The organism is Komagataeibacter xylinus NBRC 15237 (assembly GCF_001571345.1).
GTDB lineage: Bacteria > Pseudomonadota > Alphaproteobacteria > Acetobacterales > Acetobacteraceae > Komagataeibacter > Komagataeibacter xylinus.
On record NZ_BCTP01000020.1, the window covers coordinates 25,952 to 46,392 of the forward strand.

A 20,441-nucleotide genomic window follows, 5' to 3' on the forward strand; every position below is an offset into this window, starting at 1 on the left:
GCCATGACGTCATAGGGTCATGACTGTTACACAAGGGAGCAGACCCGTTATGGATCAGACCAGGGCGGAAGAGATTGTTGCGCATAATGCACCCTTCAGTTCCCATTTCCGCGATGATTCCTTCCTTGGCAGGCTGCATGAGGAATGGGTCTGGGATGAAGGCGAATTCACGCGGTTGAAGCAAGCCATCACCTGCCTGACCCATCATAAATGCCAGGATGCCACAATACGCGCGCAGGCTTTTGATATCTTCAGCTACCTGATGTCCGTTGCCTTGCTCAGCCATTGCAACCCCGATGATCTGTACAGGATCGCCAATATGGATATCGACCTGTTCGTGGCACGGCGCGAAGAAGTGCAGATGGTGTTCGACCATTTTCTGGGCAGCTGGCAGTTCCGCCAGGCCTGACGCAGCCCCTGCCCTACCACACCCGCCGGAAGGTCAGGTTGTAGCGGCACGGCCCCGTAACCGGGTGCTGGCCTGCCCGCAATGGGGCGATGCCGTGAAAGACATGCCGCGACGGGCCACCCCACACCACCACATCACCATGCAGCAACGCAATACGCCGGACCGGGTCGGCACGCAGCAACCCGCCCCATTGAAAGATGGCAGGCAGGCCGAAGGAGACGGAGACCACCGGCGCATCCGCCCGTTCGTCATCATCCTGATGCAGCCCCATGCGCGCGCCGGGGCGGTAGCCGTTGATCAGGCAGGTATCGGGCGCAAACCCTTCATGCCCCGCAAGGCGTGCTGCCTCAACGGCCCAGTCCCGCCACGCAGGCGGCAGCGCAGGCCAGGGCTGGCCGGTCATGGGGTCGCGGGTCTCATAACGGTGGCCCTGCGCGTCGCTGCACCAGCCTGCCGCCCCGCAGCAGGTCATGGCGACCGACATGGTGCCCCCGCCCGCCACCGTCATGCGCCGGAAGGGGGAGAGACGGGCAATCTGCCTTATGCCCGCCAGCATCTCCTGCGCCTGCAAGGCAGCATGCCCGCGTAGCACCATGGCCCCGGCATCAAGCACTTCATGCTTCGGCGCAGATTCGGGCGGTGGGTCGAGCATGAATTCCTGCTGCACCATGCCCTGTCTCCCCCCTGTGCCTGGCCGCGAACCGTAAGCGACTGTCTGGTTCCGGGTGCCGCCAGCATTCAAAAAAGCAGCGTTCTCCGAAGCTTTTTGAAAAAAGCTTCACCAAAAACTTCCTTATGATTCCAGACCGTTTTCCGAATCAGATTTTCAAGCCACTTGCGCAAAAGATATGCGTGCGGACATCTCGTGCTTCAAGAGTCATGATGCCATCATGAAAACGGATTTCGCCTTTTGCACGAACAGTCCCTTTATATCTGGCTTTGAAAGGTCACATATCCATGGATGAAAACCAGCCCGTACTGGTCCCGATACCTGCCCTGGTATTGCTTCTTCTTCGTAAAGAAAAAGAAAAGGGCTCTCCCCTCACGAAAGAAGAAGTATTATCCATAAGGGATAACGCTGTCTGCATGACCGTACCCTATTCTGCGGCCCTTCTCGCAAGCGAGCAGCGCGGTTACGATGACATATCACTGGAAAACGCGTGGGAAGACTGGTGCCAGGTACGACCCGCTCTCGTTGGTGACGACGCATCCTGACGATCGGGACCGAACCCGGCCGGATACCTGATGGCGACACCTTTTCCTGTCGCATCGATAACAGCATGACATGGCAAGGCCAGTCCGCCACAAGCCCCTCTCCTGACCCGGCCCGTGGCATCGTTTTGCAAACATCCGCATAAAAAAGGGGCATCCACACCGGATGCCCCTTCCCCATAAGCAAGACAGCACTCAATCAGAAGCTGTTGTCGTCGCCCGCGTCAAACCCGCCATCATCAAAACCGCCACCATCGTTGCCAGCACCCCCGGCATCGAAGCCGGAATCCGCCGTGGTGCCGCCACCGGCAAACGGGTCGGCGCCGCCGGTGCCTGCCGTGCTGTCACCGTAGTTGTTGTTGATGATGGTCTCGCCCGTGCCACCCTGAGGCATGCCGCTGGCAAAGCCGCCATCATCATGGTGCCCGCTGAACAGGCCGGTCAGCGCATTGCCCATCATCATGCCACCGGCCACACCGGCTGCCGTGGTCAGGGCCGAGCCCAGAAAGCCCGAGCCACCCGAGCGGAACATGCCCGGCTGCATGCCCTGCGGGTAAACCGGCTGCGGCGGCGGTGCAGAAGGTGCTGCGGCGGCTCCACCCCAGCCCGGCGGGGGGGCTGCCTGCTGCGCGCGCTGCCCGCCACCAAAAATGCCGCTGAGGAACCCGCCACCGCTACCACCCGATGCCTGCTGCGGCGGCACCTGCTGCTGCATCTGCTGGATCTGCTGCTGCGCCTGCTGGAGTTGCCACTGCAACTGGCGAATCCGGTTCTGCGCCTCGGCCAGGGCTGCTTCCTGCACCACGGCGGTCTGGGTGATGCGGTAGCGGGCTTCAGGATATTTCTGGAACATCTGCCCGATATACTGGTCGGCCTGCGGGTCGATCGGCGGGAGGGCGGTTGTCGTCTGCGGCACGCTGCCGGGGGCATTGCCCCCCACGCGGGCAAAAAACTGTGTGATCAGTTCGCGTTCCTGGTCATTCATCCTGTCTGTCCTGCCTTGGGCTGGGATACCTTATCCCTGCCGATGTGGTCCGTGCGGGCGCAATAAACAAGGCCCCAACCTGCCATGCGGGGCCGCTTTGGGCGTATGGCACGCCCGACCTTCCGGTCGGGGCCGCATAACGGTATGCTGTCCGGCGATTTTGCGCCAGATGGCGCAGACCTCTACCCGTTTACCGGAGCATCTCGTTCATGGACCCGGCCCCCGTGCCCCGATCACCCACCTCACCGCGCCCGCTGTCCTTTCAGGGGCTTATCCTGAAGCTGCACCAGTTCTGGTCCGATCAGGGCTGCGCCATCCTCCAGCCCTATGATACGGAGGTGGGCGCAGGCACGCTCTCGCCGCACACCACGCTGCGCGCCCTTGGCCCCAAGCCATGGAAGGCCGCCTACGTGCAGCCGTGCCGCCGTCCGTCCGATGGCCGCTATGGCGAGAACCCGAATCGCCTGCAGCACTATTACCAGTACCAGGTGCTGCTCAAGCCCACGCCGGAGGAGAGCCAGAAGCTGCTGCTCGACAGCTACCGCGCCATCGGCATCGACCCGCTCGAGCACGACATCCGCTTTGTGGAAGATGACTGGGAGAACCCCACAATCGGCGCCTGGGGCCTGGGGTGGGAAGTGTGGTGCGATGGCATGGAGGTGACGCAGTTCACCTACTTCCAGCAGGTTGGCGGCATTCCCACCGTCATGCCGTCCACCGAGTTGACCTACGGGCTGGAACGGCTGGCGATGTACGTGCAGGGAATCGAGAATGTCTATGACCTCGATTTCAACGGCCAGGGCCTGAAATATGGCGATGTGTTCCTGCGTGCCGAGCAGGACTATTCGCGCCACAATTTCGAGGTGGCGGATGTGGAGATGCTGCACCGGCACTTCATCGATGCCGAGCGCGAATCCACCGCCCTTGCCGAAGCCGGGCTGGCCCAGCCCGCCTATGACCAGTGCCTCAAGGCCAGCCACCTGTTCAACCTGCTCGACGCGCGCGGCGTGATCAGCGTAAGCGAGCGCGCCGCCTATATCGGCCGCGTGCGCAACCTGGCCAGGCGCTGCTGTGAAACGTGGCTGGCGGGCGAGGAATAAGAGATCATGCCCGAACTGCTTATCGAACTCTTCTCCGAGGAAATTCCGGCCCGCATGCAGGCGCGCGCGGCAGCCGACCTCGAACGCCTCGTAACCGAGGCGCTGAGCCCCCTCAAGCCACGCGCGGCTGCGGCCTATGCCAGCCCGCGCCGCATTGCGCTGTCGCTTGAAGTCGATGCCACCGTGCCCGGCAGCACGGTCAATGAGCGCGGCCCGCGTGAAGGCGCGCCAGAGAAGGCGCTGGCCGGCTTTACGCGCAAGCATGGCGTGACACAGGATGCGCTGGTGGCCGAAAACGGCTTTTGGGTACTGCACCGCGAGATTCCGCCCGTTGATGCCGCAACCCGCATTGCCGAGGTGCTGCCCGGCCTGCTGCGCCGCTTCCCGTGGCCCAAATCCATGCGCTGGGGCGTGGGCAGCGCCTTTACATGGGTGCGCCCGCTGCGCCGCATCGTGTGCCTGCTCGATGGGAAAGTGGTCGATTTCACGCTGGCGGAAGGCGAGGATAATGGCCACGGCCTGAAATCCGGCAACCTGACCGAAGGCCATCGCTTCACCAAACCCGGCGCGTTTGCCGTCAGCAGCACCAGGGACTGGCTCGACGGCCTGCGCGCCCGTCAGGTCGAACCCGATGCCGCCCACCGCCGCACCACCATTGCCGAAGGTGTGGCCCGCCTTGCCGGTGAGGAAGGGCTGAACGTGGTAGCCGATCCCGGCCTGATTGATGAAGTGGCGGGCCTGACCGAATGGCCGGTGCCCTTCCTTGGTCAGATCGATGATGAATTCATGACCCTGCCGCCCGAGGTGATGCAGGTTTCCATGCGGGTGAACCAGCGTTACTTCGCGCTGCGCAATTCCGATGGGTCGGCAGCCCCCCGCTTCGCCTTCGTGGCCAACCTGCTGCCCGGCGATGGCGGGGCGCTGACCATTGCCGGCAACGAGCGCGTGCTGCGCGCCCGCTTTGCCGATGCCCGCCATTTCTGGGATCTCGACCGCGCCGCCACGCTGGCAAGCCGCGTGCCCGCGCTCGACCGCATCGTGTTCCACGCAAGCCTTGGCAGCCAGGGCGAGCGCGTGCAGCGCATCGTGCGGCTGGCGGGCATCCTTGCAGGCATGACCGGGGCCGACCCGGCACAGGCCGAACGCGCGGCCCTTTTGTGCAAGGCGGACCTCACCACCGGCATGGTCGGCGAGTTCCCCGAGCTTCAGGGCATCATGGGGGCTTATTACGCCCGCCACGATGGCGAGCCCGCTGCGGTGGCCGATGCCATTGGCGCGCATTACATGCCGCGTGGCCCGCTCGATGCGGTGCCGGGCGCCCCGGTTTCGGTTGCGGTGGCACTGGCTGACAAGATCGACATGCTGGTGGCCTTCTTTGCCGCAGGCGAGAAGCCGGGCGGCTCGGGCGACCCGTATGCGCTGCGCCGCGCGGCCCTTGGCGTGATCCGCATCATCCGTGAAAACGGGCTGCGGCTGGATCTGGCAAAAGTATTCTGGGAGGCAGCCCAGGGCCTGCCCGAGGCCCTGCGCCTTGCGCCTGACCTGGACGTGCTGCCGGAATTCGTGGCCGACCGCCTGCGCGTGCAGCTACGTGGCGAAGGCGCGCGGCATGACATCCTGGCCGCCGTATCGGTGGGCAATACCGATACCGACATCGTGCGCCTGCTGGCCCGCGCCAAGGCCATTGCCGACATGCTGGAAACCGATGACGGGCGCAACATGCTCGCCGCCACCAAGCGTGCCGCCAACATCCTGCGCATCGAGAACCGCAAGGACGGCCCGCATGAAGGCACGCCCAACCCCGCGCTGTACACCCAGCCCGAGGAAAAGGCGCTGGCCGACCAGCTTGCCAGCACCATCCCCGCCGTCGAGCAGGCAACCACGCAGGAACGCTACGCCGATGCCATGCGCGATGTCGCATCCCTGCGCCCGGCGCTGGACCAGTTCTTTGACAAGGTGACGGTCAATGACAGTGACCCCGCCATCCGCGCCAACCGCCTGCGCCTGTTGTCGGAGCTGTGCCGCATGACGGTGCTGATTGCCGATTTCAGCCAGATCGAAGGCTGAAAAGACTTTAAAAAACAGACATTTCTGGGTGCCGCCTTTTTTCAAAAAGGCGGCATTTTTTTTAAGCTTCTTGAAAAAAGCTTCACCAGAAACTTTTGTCTGCTTCCCGGTTCAGGCCAGGTACACCAACCGCGCGGGCCGGTTGCCGTGCACCACCACCACGGCGTTCTGCCTGAACCGCCGCGCCAGACCCAGCCCACGCGCAAGCTCCACCCGCACGCCATAAAGCGGCTCGGACCATCGCCCCAGCCGCCCTTCCCCCAATGCATGGGGCAACCCGTGCAGGGCGCGGGCCAGATGCGCCATCATGCGCCGGTTCCAGCCATCGGGCCGCAGCCTGCCACCAGGATTGCACGCACTGAGCAGAACAATATCGCCCGTGGGCACACGACCCCGCCAGTGTGGCCTGTAGCCAATGCGAATGACCGGCAGGCCAGCTACATGATAGGTGCTGAGCCGGTAGGAGCGGTGGATGGCGGGCGTGGGCGGCACGATGGCCGCCATCAGTCCTTTTCCCCCGGCGTGGTCTCGCCAAAGGTGGAATTGCGATGCACCCACGCCGACATGAGCAGCCCGAAGCCGAACATGACCATGAGCATGGCCGACCCGCCATAGGAGATGAGCGGCAGCGGCACGCCACCCACCGGGATCGCCCCCATCACCATGGACAGGTTGACCGCGCAGTACAGAAAGAAGTTCATGGAAATGCCAAGCCCGAGCAGCCGCCCGAACTGGTTGCGGCTGCGCATGGCAATCAGCATGCCGCCAAATACCAGCAGCAGCAGCATGGCGATGACGGTAATGCCGCCCACATACCCCCATTCCTCCGCGATCATGGTGAAGATGAAGTCGGTCTGCTTTTCAGGCAGGAAGTTGAGCTGCCCCTGCGTGCCCCGCAGGTAGCCCTGCCCCCACATGCCACCCGACCCCAGCGCGATCTTGGACTGGATGATGTTGTAGCCCGCACCGAGCGGATCACTTTCAGGGTGGAGGAAAGTGGTCACCCGCGCCTTCTGGTAGTCATGCAGGTGGCCGTAGGCGATCCTGGCAAGGAAGGGCATGGGCAGCACCAGCAGCGCGATCTGCCACAGCCGCATGCCCGCGCCAAAGAACAGGCTTGCCCCTACCGTGCCGATGATGACGGCGGTGCCCAGGTTCGGCTCCTTGAGCACGAGGGCGACCGGCAGCAGCACCATGAGCGCAGGCGGCACCAGCATGAGCGGGTTGCCCATGCTGCGGTAACTGATCTTGTGAAACCACGAGGCCAGCATGAGCACCAGCGCGATCTTGGCCAGTTCCGAGGGCTGGACCTGCATGCCGCCCAGCATCAGCCACCGCTCCGCCCCCTTGCCCACATGCCCCATGCGCAGCACCGCAACGAGCAGGATGAGCGAGAAGATGTAAAGCGGCCACGCCATGCGCACCAGAATGGCCGGGCTCATCAATGCTATGCCCAGCATCATGACCAGCCCGAAGCAGAAGCGGATGGATTGCGGCCCGGCAAACGGCCGCGACGTGCCCCCGCCGGCCGAATACAGCGCGCCGTAGCCAATCACCGCCAGCGCGCAGATCAGCAGCACATACAGCCAGTTGACCTGCCACAGCTTGGTCAGGATCTGAAAATTGGGTTCGGCGCGCAGCAGGCGCTTCTGGAATTTCATTCCATTCTCCACAACAGGCGCGGGCGTGGCGGGGGCACCTGGCCCGTATCAGTCCACCTCGGCCTGCGCCACTTCCTGACCCGGCGGTTCGCGGTGGTTGACCGGGTCGCGGCGCAGGGTATCGGTCATGATATCACGCGCAAGGGGGGCTGCGACATCAGCGCCCGCATTGCCGTGCTCGATCACCACGGCCGTGGCGTAACGCGGGGCATCATAGGGCGCGAAACAGATGAACAGCGCGTGGGGGCGGTATTCCCACGGCAGGTTGGCGGAGTTGAAGTGCCCGCTCTCGCGCATGGCGCGCGAAACACGCCGCACCTGCGCCGAGCCGGTCTTGCCCGCCATCTGCACGCCCGGAATGTCCAGCCGCGCCTTGGGGGCGGTGCCGCCCTCCTCGTTCACCACGGCGAACATGCCTGCGCGTATGTCTTCAAAAAAGTGCTCGGGCATGTCCATGCCCGGCGCGCGGCCAAGGTCGGTCAGGTCCGCCATGCGCCCCGCCACCGAGCGGATCAGGTGCGGCTGCACGTTGCGCCCCGTGGCGATGCGCGAGGCATAGGTGGCAAGCTGCAGCGGCGTCACCTGCACGAAGCCCTGCCCGATGCCGCTGACAATGGTGTCGCCGCCATTCCAGTGGTGGCCATGTGCGCGCCGCCATGTGGGCGTGGGGATCAGCCCTTGGCGCACATGCGGCAGTTCGATCTCGGGCAGCTTGGCGCCAAGCCCGAACAGTTCGGACGTGGCGGCAATCGGGTCCATGCCGGTGCGGCGCGCGACTTCATAGAAGAACACGTCGCACGAATATTTCAGCCCCTGCCGCAGGTTGATCGTGCCATGCCCGTAGCGCGACCAGCAATGGAAGCGCGTGCCACCGACATCGATATAGCCGGGGCAGTTAATGCGGTCGGACGGGGTCAGCGTGCCTGCGCGGAGTGCTGCCATGGCCACGGCGGGCTTGAAGGTGGAGCCGGGCGGGTACAGGCCCGACACCGCCTTGTTGATGAGCGGGGTCTGGCTGTTGTTGGTCCACTCGATCCACTGCGCCTGGCTCACGCCGCTATCGAACAGCGAGGGGTCGAAGGAGGGGTTGCTGACCATGGCCAGCACCTCCCCATTGCGGCAGTCCATCACCACCGCGCTGGCCGACTGGTCGCCAATGCGGCCAAGCACCTGCTGCTGCAGGCCGCTATCGATGGTCAGCGCAATCTCGTCGCCCGTAAGGCCCGGGTCGCGGTCAAGCTCGGCCATGACGCGGCCCACCGCGTTGACCTCCATCTCCACCGAACCCACCTGCCCGCGCAGGTTCAGGTCCTGTGTCTGCTCGATGCCCGAGCGCCCCACGCGCATGCCCGGCAGGGCGAGTTCGGCATTATGCACCACGTCCTTTTCAGCCGGGGGCGCGACATAGCCCACCACATGCGCCATGAGCGGGCCGAAGGGATAGACGCGCGTTGTGCCCACGTCGATCAGCACGCCCGGCAGCGAGGGCATGTTGAGTTCGAGCCGCGCCATGTCATCCCATGACAGGAAATCACGCAGCATGATGGGAATGAACCGCCGCTTGTGGCGCAGTTCATGCTCGATGCGCACGCTGTCGCGCGGCTCGAGCGGCACGAGCTGGGCAAAACGCTCGAGCGTGCCGTTGATGTCGCTGGTTTCCTCGGCCAGCAGCAGGGCGCGCCAGTTGATGCGATTGGCCGCGACCGAGATGCCGAACCGGTCGGTAATGCGCCCGCGCGGCGGGGCGAAGAAGCGTTTGCTCAGGCGGTTGTTTTCCGCAAGCTTCGCATAATGGCTGCCGTTGAGAACCTGAAGCCCGTACAGACGTTCACCCAATGCCCCGAGCACCGCGCCCTGGGCTGCCATGAGCAGCAGGGCGCGACGGGTAAAGACGCCACGGGAGGGATTCTTGCCCTCCTCCGGGCGCGACATGAGCCGGTTGCCGGATTTCTTCTTGCGTAACTTCATTTACTCATCCGGCACGCAGGCCGTGGCACCGGCTTCAGGCGCCGTCCGCGTTATTGACGACAAAACGGTAGGTCCAGACAAATCCCGTATACAGGACAGGAAAACTGCCAAAGGCCAGGACTGTCTCGAACACAAAGGGCAGGAACTCCACGATATGCAACGCCAGCGCGCAGCACAGCACCCATTGTAGCGCCGTAACGCCCACCATCACCACGCCAAACACAAGCCACAGAATAAAAAAATTAACCCGTGCCAGTGTATAGCGCCCGGACAGGGCCACACCATGCACGATCAGCATCATGAGCAGCATCACCCCTGCCGGGCCGAAACTCAGGATATCGGCCCATATGCCCAGCACGAACACCGCCAGCGAGGGCATGAGCACCGGCGCGAACACCGACCACAGGAAAATGGTGACCATGATGATGGCGGGCATCAGCTCAACCTGCCCGGGCAGGTTGAGCGGTGCCGAGAGCACCAGCGTTGCAAAGAACACGAACAGGAACGGCACGCTGCTGCGCACGCCATGATCAATGCGGTACCCCATGCTGGAGCGCGGCTGGATGCCGGGGCGGATCGGGGGGGGCGTGAAGGTTTTCATCCGTGCAGGCCCTGGTCGGGGTGCGCGGGCAGGGGCATGGCGCCGCTCCCTGTGGGCAGCGGCACGCGACCCGGCGCATCGGGCGGCACCACGCTATCCTCATAATCGAACACGCGCAGCATATCGACATGATCGAGGGCAGCCGCGGGCACCACCACCGGCTGGCCGGGGCGCAGGTAATGCACATGCCCCACCGGCAGGCCAGCGGGCAGGCTCTCGATCTCGCCATTGGTCACGACACGTTCGCCCTCGATCGGCACATTGTCCTGCGGGTAGAAGATGATGCGCGGCAGGGCCGAGTTATCGCCCGCCATGATGGCCGCCGCATGGCTCGATTCCAGCGTAACCGGCAGGCGGCTCGACGAATCGGTAATCAGCAGCACGCGCGCCGAACGCCGCCCCACCTCGGTCACGCGCCCGACCAGTCCCGCGCCATCAAGGGCGATCCCACCCTTGCGCACCGCCGTATCGGGGTTGAGCGCCAGCAGCACCGCGCGCGCGTACAGCCCGCTGGTGTCGCGCACCACCCGCCCGCTCACGAAGGTGGGCGCGTTATCGGGAATCCAGTGCAGGTTGGCCTTCAGCGTCGCGTTTTCATCGGCAAGCGCTGCTGCCACGTCATACCAGTGGCGCAGCGCCGCGTTCTCGGTGCGCAGGCGGATGTTCTCGGCCTCGAGGTTGCGGATATCCTGCAGGTTGCCCGACACCCAGCGCAGTTTTTCCTGCGGCCAGGCCACCAGCCCGTAGGCGGGGGCGAGCAGGTCGGCCGTATGCATGCGCAGCTTTTCGATCAATCCGCGATCGGCCTTGCCCAGCAGGATCACCCCGCAGGCCACGAGAATGAGGGCAGGCAGCACAAGCTTGCCCAATGCCTGACGGAACTGGATGGAGACAGGCATCACACACGTTCCCCACGCGCGGCGCCTGCGCCATGCCGATCGGATCGTTCACTTCTGCCTGGTCGCCGGACCTGCATCGTCCTGCGTCTCCCCCCTCGGCACGCCGCCCTGCCTTGCGCCGTGGGCGGCGACCGTCGTTAGTACATGCTTGTCAGTACATTGCGCAGGCGCTTCATTTCCTCAAGCGCGCGGCCCGTGCCCATGGCCACGCAGGACAGCGCATCCTCGCCTACCGTAACCGGCAGCCCGGTTTCGCGCCGCAGCACTTCATCAAGCCGGTACAGCAGCGCGCCGCCACCGGTCAGGACAATGCCCTTGTCCACGATATCGGCCGCGAGTTCAGGCGGGGTATTTTCAAGCGCCGTGGTCACCGCGTCAAGAATCTGGCTGACGGGCTCGGCCAGGCTCTCGGCAATCTGCGCCTGCGAGACGATAACCTCGCGCGGTACGCCATTGATCAGGTCACGCCCCTTGACCTCGCGCCACGGGCCGGGATCCTGCGGATCATCAGGCAGCATGGCCGAGCCGAGATGGATCTTGATCTGCTCGGCCGAGCTTTCACCAATCAAAAGGTTATGATTGCGGCGGATGTAGGAGATGATCGCCTCATCCATCTTGTCGCCACCCACCCGCACGGAGCGCGCGTACACAATGCCGCCAAGCGAGATGACGGCCACTTCCGTCGTGCCACCGCCGATATCGACGATCATGCTGCCTGAAGGCTCGGTCACCGGCAGCCCCGCGCCGATGGCCGCCGCCATGGGTTCCTCGATCAGGAACACCTTGCGGGCACCGGCGCTTTCAGCACTTTCCTGAATGGCGCGACGCTCGACGGCGGTGGAGCCGGAGGGCACGCACACGATAATCAGCGGACTTGCGAACATGCGGCGGTTATGGACCTTGCGGATGAAATGCTTGATCATTTCCTCCGCCACCTCGAAGTCCGCGATCACGCCATCGCGCAGCGGGCGGATGGCCGTGATGTTGCCGGGCGTGCGGCCAACCATCTGCTTGGCTTCCTCGCCCACCGCGAGCACCTGCTTCTTGCCCCGTACCTCTGCCAGCGCGACGACCGAAGGTTCGTTCAGGACGACGCCACGCCCCTTAACGTAAACCAGCGTATTCGCCGTGCCGAGGTCGATCGCCATGTCAGCGGAAAGCAGACCCAGTACACGAGCAAACATCCAGAACTCCCGACAACAACCACCAGACAGGACTGTCCCATCTCCCGACTGGCGGCACCGCATGCCCTCATGGCATGCCTGCGTCACGTCGAAAACCGTCTGGGTAAGCTCGAGGGATTACCGGTGCATGCTGGCAGGGGCAAGAGGCGAGATGGTTTTAATTTATTAAAATCTTCATGGCCGGGCTGATTGTTACAAATTGCCCCTCTTTGGTCATGGTCAAACCACCTGCGCCGCTTCATCTATATCCTGTTACCAGGCGGAAAGCGGGCCATCGTGGCAGCGCCCGTCATGAAAGCGGAAAAAACCTACATGAAGACTTCATCGCCCCGCATGACCCCTCGCCCGGCACTCCTGCTTGCGGCGACACTGTGCCTCGGCCTTGGCGCATGCGAGGACACGCGCGACCCCGGCCAGCGCGCCATTGGCGGCGGGCTGCTTGGCGCAGGCGGCGGCGCGCTGATCGGGGGGCTGGCGGGCGGCGGCCAGGGTGCCGCCATTGGCGCGCTGGCCGGTGCGGCGGGTGGCGCTGCCATTGGCGCCGCCACCACGCCGCGCAACCGCCCCCGTGGCGAGGCCCCTTCCACCGTGTGCGCGGGCGGCCGGGTCCTGCCGCCGGGCTACGGACCGCAGAGCTGCCCCGAAGCGGCGGGCCAGCGCGCGGGCTACGCAAACCAGCGCGGCTACGCCACCCCCAGCTACCCCCAGCAGGGCGGCTATGGACAGGGCGCGTATGGCCAGAGCGGGTATGGTCAGGGTGGGTATGGTCAGGGTGGATACAGCCAGGGCGGATATGACCAGAGCGGCTATTACGGCCAGCAGCAGGGTGGCTACGGGCAGGAAGGCAGCTACCCGCAGGGCTACGAAGGCGAAAGCGGCTACTGAGCCCCGGCACGACAACGCCCCGCCGTGACATGACACGGCGGGGCGTTGTGGCGGCATCTGGTGCCGCCTTTACTTGAACAAAGCAGCATTTTTAGTGCAGCTTTTCTTGACTCAGGCTTCGAGGGCGGCAGGCTCGGCACGGTCGCGCTTGACCAGCAGCTTGTTGAGCGCATGCACATAGGCCCGCACGGCCGAGACCAGCGTATCGGCATCCGCACCCTGCCCATCGACCAGCTTGCCATCTTCTTCCAGCCGCACGGAGGTCCGGGCCTGCGCGTCGCTGCCCTCGGTCACGGCACCGACGGAATACAGCTGCAACGTCGCATCATGCGGCACGATAGCGCGGATGGCGTTGAAGGCGGCATCGACCGGCCCCTGCCCTTCCGCGTGGCCTTCGCGGCGCGCGCCATCGACTTCCAGCACCAGATCGGCGGTGGCGGGACGGCGCGAGCCTGCGGTGACATCGAGCGAGATGAAGCGGATGCGGGCATGGTCGCGCACTTCATCATCAACCAGCGCCACCAGGTCCTCGTCGTAGATGACCTTCTTGCGGTCGGCCAGATCCTTGAAGCGGGCGAACGCCTCGTTGAACTGCTCTTCCTCCAGCTTGTCGTAGCCCATGGCCTTGAGCTTGTCGCGGAAGGCGGCGCGCCCCGAATGCTTGCCCAGAACCAGCGAGGAGCGGGTCCAGCCCACGCTTTCCGGCGTCATGATCTCGTAGGTGGCAGCGTTTTTCAGGATGCCATCCTGATGGATGCCGCTTTCATGCGCGAAGGCGTTGCGGCCCACGATGGCCTTGTTGGGCTGCACGTCAAAGCCGGTGATGGTGGCCAGCATGCGCGAGGTGCGCAGCAGGCGCTCGGTATGGATGCCGGTTGTAAAGGGCAGCACGTCATGGCGCGTGCGCAGCACCATGATGATTTCCTCCAGCGCCGCGTTGCCCGCGCGCTCGCCAATGCCGTTGATGGTGCATTCCACCTGGCGCGCGCCCGCCTTCAGCGCCGCGATGGTGTTGGCAACCCCCAGGCCCAGATCATTATGGTTGTGGGTGGAGAAGATGACGCCATCGGCCCCCGGCACGCGGGCGCGCAGGTCAGCGAAGATGCGGGCCATGTCCTCGGGCGTGGAATAGCCCACCGTATCGGGAATGTTGATGGTGGTGGCACCCGCGCGGATGGCGGTCTCGACACAGCGGCACAGGAAGTCGGGCTCGGTGCGCGAGCCATCCTCGGCGGACCATTCCACGTCATCGGTGAACTGGCGGGCGGCGCGGTTACCAGCCTCGATGACTTCCAGCACCGTTTCAGGCTCCATGCGCAGCTTGTACTTCATGTGCAGCGGCGAGGTGGAGATGAAGTTGTGGATGCGCCCGCGTTTTGCCGGTTTGATCGCCTCGCCCGCGCTTGCGATGTCGTTCTTGCCGCCGCTGCGGGCGAGCGCGCACACCACGGTGCTCTTCATCTTCTGGGCAATCTGGTGAACGCTGTCGAAGTCACCCCTGGAGGCCACGGGAAAGCCCGCCTCCATCACGTCCACGCCCAGTTCTTCCAGCGCTTCGGCCATGCGCAGCTTTTCCGCGAGGTTCATGGAAAAGCCAGGCGACTGCTCGCCATCACGCAGCGTCGTGTCAAAGATGATGACGCGGTTGGGGTCGATGCGGCCAAAGGAAGGATGGTCGATGCTCATGGTAATAACCTCGGACTTGGTCCTGACATGGGACGGGCGACGGCACGCGCATGCGGCCTGTCTGTTCGTGTTCGCGCGGCTGCATGGCCGCTCCGATCAATCCCCTGGGCGCGCCGGCACGCAGGCCGGCCCTGATCGCTCAGGGGCGGATAAGTCGAAGACGAAGGAGCCCCGTCGCGGCACATGCGCGCGCGGAAAGGCGCGCGTATGCGCCCGATCCGATCCCCACGATATGCGCTGTCGTTACCATGCCGGGCACAATACAGCCCCGCAACGTGATTGCAACCCGAAAAGCGCCCTAGCCCGTGGCATGGGTGACCATGCTGTCAGTGGCGAAATAGCGGTCGATGGCCTGCACCATGGCCCCTGCCACCACCATGCGGTGCGCGGCCTGCCGCAGGGCCGCTTCATCCATGTGGTTGGACATGAAGCCCATCTCGACAAGCACGGAGGGGATGTCCGCCGATTTCAGCACCACGAAGGAGGCATGCCGCGAGGGATGCTGCAACAGCCCGATGCGCGGGCGGAAGGAAGTGACGATGCTGCTGGCCATGTGGGCGGCGCCATGGCGGGTTTCCTCGGTCACGAGGCTTGCGAGGATTTCCTGCACCTCGGGCGAATCCGCATGCACGTGCGGGCCGCCATAGCGGTCGGCGCTGTTCTCGGTGCGGGCCAGCATGGCGGTCTGGCGGTCCGACGCCTTTGAGGACAGCGTATAGACACTGGCCCCGCGCACGGCGCGGTTGGTCAGGGCATCGGCGTGCATGGAAATGAACAGCGATGCCTTGTGGCTGTGCGCGATATCCACCCTACCCTCGAGCGGGATAAAGCGGTCATCGGCTCGCGTCATGGCCACGCGGTAGCGGCCACTGGCCTCGAGCTGGCGTTGCAGCTCGCTGGCAGCCGCTTCGGCCACATGCTTCTCATACGTGCCGGAAATGCCGATGGCGCCAGGGTCCTTGCCACCATGGCCGGGGTCGAGCATGACCAGCGGCTTTGGCGGCGCCGCCCGGCCCACAATGGCGGGCGCGTGCAGCGGGTGGGCGGCGTGATGGGCTGCGGCGGGCGCGTGCAGCGGGTGGGCGGCGTGATGGGCTGCGGCGGCCGCATGCACATGAGCCGGCACATGCGGGGCCGGCACCCCCGCAAGCGCGCTGCCGGGCAGCAGCACACCCAGCCCCGCCACAACAGCGCGGCGCGGCAGCACGGGGCCAGACGTGCGTGCTGTCAGGCCCGCCTTGTTTCCATCAGGCCAGCCAGTGGTCATGCATCAGGTTCCGGTGAAAACGGTTGCGGGTTCATGTGTCCCTTCCCCTTACCACCATCCACGCCCTTCGTCAGCGGGATAAACGCAAGCCCCTTGCAGGAAAGCCCGCATTGCGCCATGCTGCCCAGCCGTGATGGACCGCGCCCGGTCTGGCTGCCCCGCTGGCATGCCTGATAGGGCGAAATGCCAGCAGGCATGACTTAAAAACTCCATCCGGCATGCATCATGCATGCGCGACATGCGCTTACCGGTATGCTTACCGGCCACGTTACGGCGTGGGGGCACATGCCACGCACGACCTGAGGCAGCCGCGCCGGTGTTCCCCATCGACAGGAAACCGGATGGCATACCAGTCGATACGGAAGGTTCCGCCCCGGCAATCAGGCCGGGCCGCGCCCTCCCCAGCCAGGACAGAGGATGGATTGGATACCACGCGGACCTTTTCCGCATATGCGATGACACCATGCGCGAATACGGGCGGCACACGCATGCCGCATCCGGTCGCACCGCATGGCCTGTCCGCCCGCGCAGGGCGCGGTGGTCTCCTGTCCGGTTTCAGTCACGGCTTTTTCAATCATGCTTTTGTCCGCTCCCCCGCCCCTCCTGCCGCCACGACTCGCGCGCAGCCCGGATGCCGGAGCGTGACACACCGGAGTGCGCCTATTTATGAGCAAACGCATGCTGATCGACACGACCCACGCGGAAGAAACCCGCGTGGTCGTGATGGATGGTAACCACCTTGAGGATTATGATGTCGAAGCCGCTTCCAAGAAGCAGCTCAAGGGCAACATCTACCTTGCCAAGGTTATCCGAGTAGAACCCAGCCTCCAGGCTGCGTTCGTGGATTATGGCGGCAACCGCCACGGCTTTCTCGCCTTCAGCGAAATCCACCCCGATTATTACCAGATCCCCGTAGCCGACCGCGAAAAGCTGCTCGCGCTGCAGGAGGAGGAACGCCGCGCGGAAGAAGAACGCCGCGCGCGTGATGACGAGGAAGACGACGCCCCCCGCGCCGAGGACGAAGCCGAAACCCCCGCGGGCGAGGAAGGCGACGAGCCTGAAACCGTGGGCGGCGAGAACGATACCGGTGACGAGGCCCAGGCCCAGCGCCGCATCGCCCGCTTCCTGCGCAACTACAAGATTCAGGAAGTCATCCGCCGCCGCCAGATCCTGCTCGTGCAGGTGGTCAAGGAAGAGCGCGGCAACAAGGGTGCTGCGCTGACCACCTACGTGTCGCTTGCCGGGCGCTACTGCGTGCTCATGCCCAACTCGCTGCGCGGGGGCGGTGTTTCGCGCAAGATCACCTCGGTGGCCGACCGCCGCCGCCTGCGCGACATCATTACCGAGCTGTCAATCCCACGCGGCATGGCCATGATCGTGCGCACCGCTGGCGCCCAGCGCCCGCGCGCCGAGATCATGCGCGATTGCGAATACCTGCTGCGCCTGTGGGATGATATCCGCCAGCACACGCTGGAATCCGTCGCCCCCGCCCTGATCTATGAGGAAGCGAGCCTGATCAAGCGCGCCATCCGCGATATCTACACGCGCGAGGTGAGCGAGATCCTGATCGATGGCGAGCCGGGCTGGAAGTCCGCGCGCGAGTTCATGCGCATGCTCATGCCCCAGAACGCCCAGAAGGTGCGCCTGTGGCAGGACCACGAGCAGACCCTGTTCTCGCACTACAAGGTGGAGGGGCTGCTCGATTCCATGCTCTCGCCGTCCGTGCAGCTCAAGTCGGGTGGCTACCTGGTCATCAACCAGACCGAGGCGCTGGTTGCGATCGACGTGAACTCGGGCCGCGCCACGCGTGAGCGCAACATCGAGGAAACGGCGCTGCGCACCAACCTCGAAGCCGCCGAGGAAGTCGCCCGCCAGCTCCGCCTGCGTGACCTTGCCGGGCTGATCGTGATCGACTTCATCGACATGGAAAGCCGCAAGCATAACGGCATGGTCGAGCGCAAGCTCAAGGATGCGCTGCGTACCGACCGCGCGCGCATCCAGGTGGGCCAGATCTCGCATTTCGGCCTGCTGGAAATGTCGCGCCAGCGCCTGCGCCCCTCCATTGCCGAATCCGCCTTCATGCCCTGCCCGCACTGCCAGGGCACCGGCATCGTGCGCGGGATCGAAAGCTCGTCGCTGCACGTGCTGCGCGCGATCGAGGACGAGGGCATGCAGCGCAAGGCCGCAGAAATTGCCGTGCAGGTCGCGCCCGAGGTTGCCTTCTACATCCTCAACAACAAGCGCGCCTGGCTTTCGGAAATCGAGACGCGGCACAAGATGCAGGTCGTGTTCGCGCCTGATGCCACGCTCCAGCCGCCCGAGTGCAAGATCGAGCGCGTGCGCCAGCAGACAGCCCGCTTCGAGGCGCCTGCCGCCATCGCGCATGCCCCGGCTGAAAACAGCACCGTGCGCGAGATCCAGATCCAGGCCGAGCCGCCGGTAGCCGAAGCAACCCCGGAAGCCCCGGCCAGCACGGAAGAGGACGAGGATATCGCCTCGGGCACCGACCACCGTCGTCGCCGTCGCCGTCGTCGTCGCCGTGGTTCCGCTGCCACCACGCCCGAGCAGACGGCCGAGACGCCGCAGGCCCCCGCAGCCGAGGAACCGGCCCCCGTGCCTGCCCCCGCGCGCGAAGCCTATCGCGGCCCCACCCCGGCTGACCCGTATGGCGACCCGATCATCGACATCTTTGACGTGATCGAGCAGACCACGGCGCCTGCCGAGATCGTGGAAGAGGTTGTGGAAGCCGAGCCCGCTGTCGTCGCCGTAACGGAGGAAGAGGAAGCGCCCAAGCCGCGCCGCCGCCGCCGCACGCGCCGCCGCACCCCGGTTGAAACGGAAGCCACCCCCGAGGCCCCGCAGGCCGGGGCGGAAGCCGAAGTGAACGCGCCGGTGGCCGAAGCCCCGGTGGTGGAAGCCGAAGCCGCACCCGCCGAGCCGGTTGTGGCAGCCCCGGCGGAACCCGTGGAGGAAGCGCCCAAGCCGCGCCGCCGCCGCGCCAGCACGGCCACCGCCACGCGCAGCCGCCGCACCAAGGCCCCCGCCAGCACGCCGGAAGAAACCCCGGCCGAGGCCGTGGCGCCCAGCGCTGCGGAAGAGGCGGCCCCTGCCGAGGAAGCCGCACCCGCCAAACCCGCGCGCAAGCGGGCGGCCAGCCGGAGCACGGGCACGACGACGGCCACCACGCGCCGCCGCACTACCCGCAAGACGGCTGCCAAGGCGGATGAGGCCACCGAGGCTGCGGCTGAAGCGCCCGTAAAAGCGAAAGCCGAAGCAGAAGCCCCGGCTGTGGAAGAGGCCCCCAAGCGCCGCCGTGCCCCGGCACGCCGCAAGAAGGCCGAGCCTGCCGCCACCGAGGCCACGCAAGCCCCGGCGGAAGTGGTAGCCGAGACGGCGGAAGCCGCACCGGCCAAGCCCGCGCCGCGCAAGCGCGCCACGACCCGCAAGGCCACTACCACCACGGCCACGGCCACCCGCACGCGCCGCCGCAAGAAGGCGGAAGACGCAGCGGAACCGGCTACGGACGAGGCAGCTTCATCTGCCGCGCCGACCGAAGCGGAAGCGACACCCCGCCGCCGCACGGGCTGGTGGAAGCGCTAATTACGGCGTGACTGACCAAGTAGAAAACCTGCCTTCGCAAGAAGGCAGGTTTTTTATTGCCCGAATGAATTCTGTTTTCATCAAAATGTTTTGGTAAAACTTTTTCAAAAACCCTCGAAAGAACGCCGTCTTTTTGAAAAAAGGCAGCACCCAGAAACTTTTGTTATTTTATTATTGATGCACAATAACCACATTTCTGTAGAAACTATACAAGTTAAAGGACTGGAATAACCATGACCCCAGCCGCCCGCAAATGCCTTGACCAGCTACGCACCCTGCTGCGCCCGGCGTCAGTCGCAACCGCAGGCGGCTTCCGCCCGCCATCCGACCCGGCCACGTCATGGTTCTGCCGGGCCGTAGGCCAGCCGGGTGAAAGCCTGCCACAATGGAACGGCAGGCCCATGATCCCGATCCTGCAGATCCGTATTGATGAACTGCCTTACGTGCCAGAACAACTGGCCCAGCTGGCGCTGATCGTCGTGTTTTTCGACATGGAGGATCTGCCCTTGGACAGGCCGCATGGCGAGGGCTGGCTGATCCGTGAATATACGTCCACCGACGGCCTCGTGCCGCTGCCCCAAGCCGAGCAGGCCTTCAAACCCTTGCCCATACGCTGGACGCGCATTGAGGACGACGCTCCCGGCTGGGAAGATGCCTGGTCCCTGCCGATCAACATGGATGCCCTCGTTGCCGACGATGCAGGAAGCGATGCTTTCTCTGATAATTTCGAGTGCCATGACCAGACCAAGGTAGGCGGCTACCCGGCTGATATACAGGGGGCGGTTGGCCTTGAGGACTTCATGTTCCAGATCAATTCGGAAGACAGGGTAGGCCTGATCTGGGGCGCCAGCGGAATGGCCTATTTCTTCCGGCTACCTGATGGGACGTGGCGCTGGTCATGCCAGTTTGATTGACGG

18 protein-coding genes are annotated in these 20,441 nt (G+C 64.8%); 7 read left to right on the forward strand and 11 right to left on the reverse strand.

Annotated features, from left to right (window positions below):
* The first annotated feature begins 49 nt into the window (after positions 1-49).
* On the forward strand, positions 50-409 hold the full coding sequence (locus GXY01S_RS09555) for an Imm41 family immunity protein (protein WP_061274497.1): 360 nt from the start codon (positions 50-52) through the stop codon (positions 407-409).
* A gap of 13 nt (positions 410-422) precedes the next feature.
* On the opposite strand, the gene alkB is transcribed toward GXY01S_RS09555, so the two are convergent.
* A complete protein-coding gene (gene alkB, locus GXY01S_RS09560) occupies positions 423-1,079 on the reverse strand; it encodes a DNA oxidative demethylase AlkB (protein WP_061274499.1) in 657 nt (218 codons plus the stop codon).
* 287 nt (positions 1,080-1,366) lie between these two features.
* On the opposite strand from alkB, the gene GXY01S_RS17090 reads away from it, so the two are divergent.
* Complete coding sequence (locus GXY01S_RS17090) at positions 1,367-1,624, forward strand: hypothetical protein (RefSeq protein ID WP_082770807.1); 258 nt, start codon at positions 1,367-1,369, stop codon at positions 1,622-1,624.
* Between the two features lie 196 nt (positions 1,625-1,820).
* On the opposite strand, the gene GXY01S_RS09565 is transcribed toward GXY01S_RS17090, so the two are convergent.
* Positions 1,821-2,606 carry a DUF2076 domain-containing protein gene (locus tag GXY01S_RS09565; RefSeq protein WP_061274501.1) on the reverse strand — a complete coding sequence of 262 codons (786 nt, stop codon included), beginning with the start codon at positions 2,604-2,606 and terminating at the stop codon, positions 1,821-1,823.
* A 209-nt stretch (positions 2,607-2,815) separates the two neighbouring features.
* Between GXY01S_RS09565 and GXY01S_RS09570 the strand changes: the two genes are divergently transcribed.
* Complete coding sequence (locus tag GXY01S_RS09570) at positions 2,816-3,706, forward strand: glycine--tRNA ligase subunit alpha (protein ID WP_061274502.1); 891 nt, start codon at positions 2,816-2,818, stop codon at positions 3,704-3,706.
* A 6-nt stretch (positions 3,707-3,712) separates the two neighbouring features.
* Positions 3,713-5,773, forward strand: coding sequence for a glycine--tRNA ligase subunit beta (gene glyS / locus GXY01S_RS09575; protein WP_061274504.1), 2,061 nt, complete (start codon positions 3,713-3,715; stop codon positions 5,771-5,773).
* Between the two features lie 111 nt (positions 5,774-5,884).
* Here glyS and GXY01S_RS09580 read toward each other — a convergent pair whose 3' ends face one another.
* From GXY01S_RS09580 to GXY01S_RS09605, 6 genes are all read right to left on the reverse strand, one after another.
* Positions 5,885-6,277: a DUF3293 domain-containing protein gene (locus GXY01S_RS09580; protein ID WP_061274506.1), complete on the reverse strand. Its 393-nt coding sequence runs from the start codon at positions 6,275-6,277 to the stop codon at positions 5,885-5,887.
* Positions 6,277-7,434 (reverse strand): rod shape-determining protein RodA, encoded by a 1,158-nt coding sequence (gene rodA, locus GXY01S_RS09585; RefSeq protein WP_061274507.1) that lies wholly within the window; start codon positions 7,432-7,434, stop codon positions 6,277-6,279. Before rodA ends, GXY01S_RS09580 begins: the two co-directional genes overlap by 1 nt.
* Positions 7,435-7,482: 48 nt before the next feature.
* A complete protein-coding gene (gene mrdA / locus GXY01S_RS09590) occupies positions 7,483-9,402 on the reverse strand; it encodes a penicillin-binding protein 2 (RefSeq protein WP_061274509.1) in 1,920 nt (639 codons plus the stop codon).
* 34 nt (positions 9,403-9,436) lie between these two features.
* Complete coding sequence (locus GXY01S_RS09595) at positions 9,437-10,003, reverse strand: hypothetical protein (protein ID WP_061274511.1); 567 nt, start codon at positions 10,001-10,003, stop codon at positions 9,437-9,439.
* Positions 10,000-10,902 (reverse strand): rod shape-determining protein MreC, encoded by a 903-nt coding sequence (gene mreC / locus GXY01S_RS09600; protein WP_061274512.1) that lies wholly within the window; start codon positions 10,900-10,902, stop codon positions 10,000-10,002. The genes GXY01S_RS09595 and mreC overlap by 4 nt, the downstream gene beginning before the upstream one ends.
* A gap of 137 nt (positions 10,903-11,039) precedes the next feature.
* On the reverse strand, positions 11,040-12,086 hold the full coding sequence (locus GXY01S_RS09605) for a rod shape-determining protein (protein WP_061274514.1): 1,047 nt from the start codon (positions 12,084-12,086) through the stop codon (positions 11,040-11,042).
* Positions 12,087-12,398: 312 nt separating this feature from the next.
* Between GXY01S_RS09605 and GXY01S_RS09610 the strand changes: the two genes are divergently transcribed.
* Entirely contained in the window at positions 12,399-12,971 is a 573-nt protein-coding gene (locus GXY01S_RS09610) for a YMGG-like glycine zipper-containing protein (protein ID WP_061274516.1), read from the forward strand.
* Between the two features lie 111 nt (positions 12,972-13,082).
* On the opposite strand, the gene GXY01S_RS09615 is transcribed toward GXY01S_RS09610, so the two are convergent.
* The 3 genes from GXY01S_RS09615 to GXY01S_RS18565 form a co-directional block, all read right to left on the reverse strand.
* A complete protein-coding gene (locus GXY01S_RS09615; RefSeq protein WP_061274518.1) occupies positions 13,083-14,657 on the reverse strand; it encodes a 2-isopropylmalate synthase in 1,575 nt (524 codons plus the stop codon).
* Positions 14,658-14,955: 298 nt separating this feature from the next.
* Entirely contained in the window at positions 14,956-15,924 is a 969-nt protein-coding gene (locus tag GXY01S_RS09620; RefSeq protein ID WP_061274520.1) for an N-acetylmuramoyl-L-alanine amidase family protein, read from the reverse strand.
* Positions 15,921-16,121 (reverse strand): hypothetical protein, encoded by a 201-nt coding sequence (locus tag GXY01S_RS18565; protein WP_061274522.1) that lies wholly within the window; start codon positions 16,119-16,121, stop codon positions 15,921-15,923. Before GXY01S_RS18565 ends, GXY01S_RS09620 begins: the two co-directional genes overlap by 4 nt.
* 469 nt (positions 16,122-16,590) lie before the next feature.
* On the opposite strand from GXY01S_RS18565, the gene GXY01S_RS09630 reads away from it, so the two are divergent.
* Together GXY01S_RS09630 and GXY01S_RS09635 are read left to right on the forward strand one after the other, a co-directional pair.
* Positions 16,591-19,524, forward strand: a complete 2,934-nt coding sequence (locus GXY01S_RS09630; RefSeq protein ID WP_061274524.1) for an Rne/Rng family ribonuclease — start codon at positions 16,591-16,593, stop codon at positions 19,522-19,524.
* A 233-nt stretch (positions 19,525-19,757) separates the two neighbouring features.
* Positions 19,758-20,438 (forward strand): DUF1963 domain-containing protein, encoded by a 681-nt coding sequence (locus GXY01S_RS09635; protein ID WP_061274526.1) that lies wholly within the window; start codon positions 19,758-19,760, stop codon positions 20,436-20,438.
* The last annotated feature ends 3 nt before the right edge of the window (positions 20,439-20,441 follow it).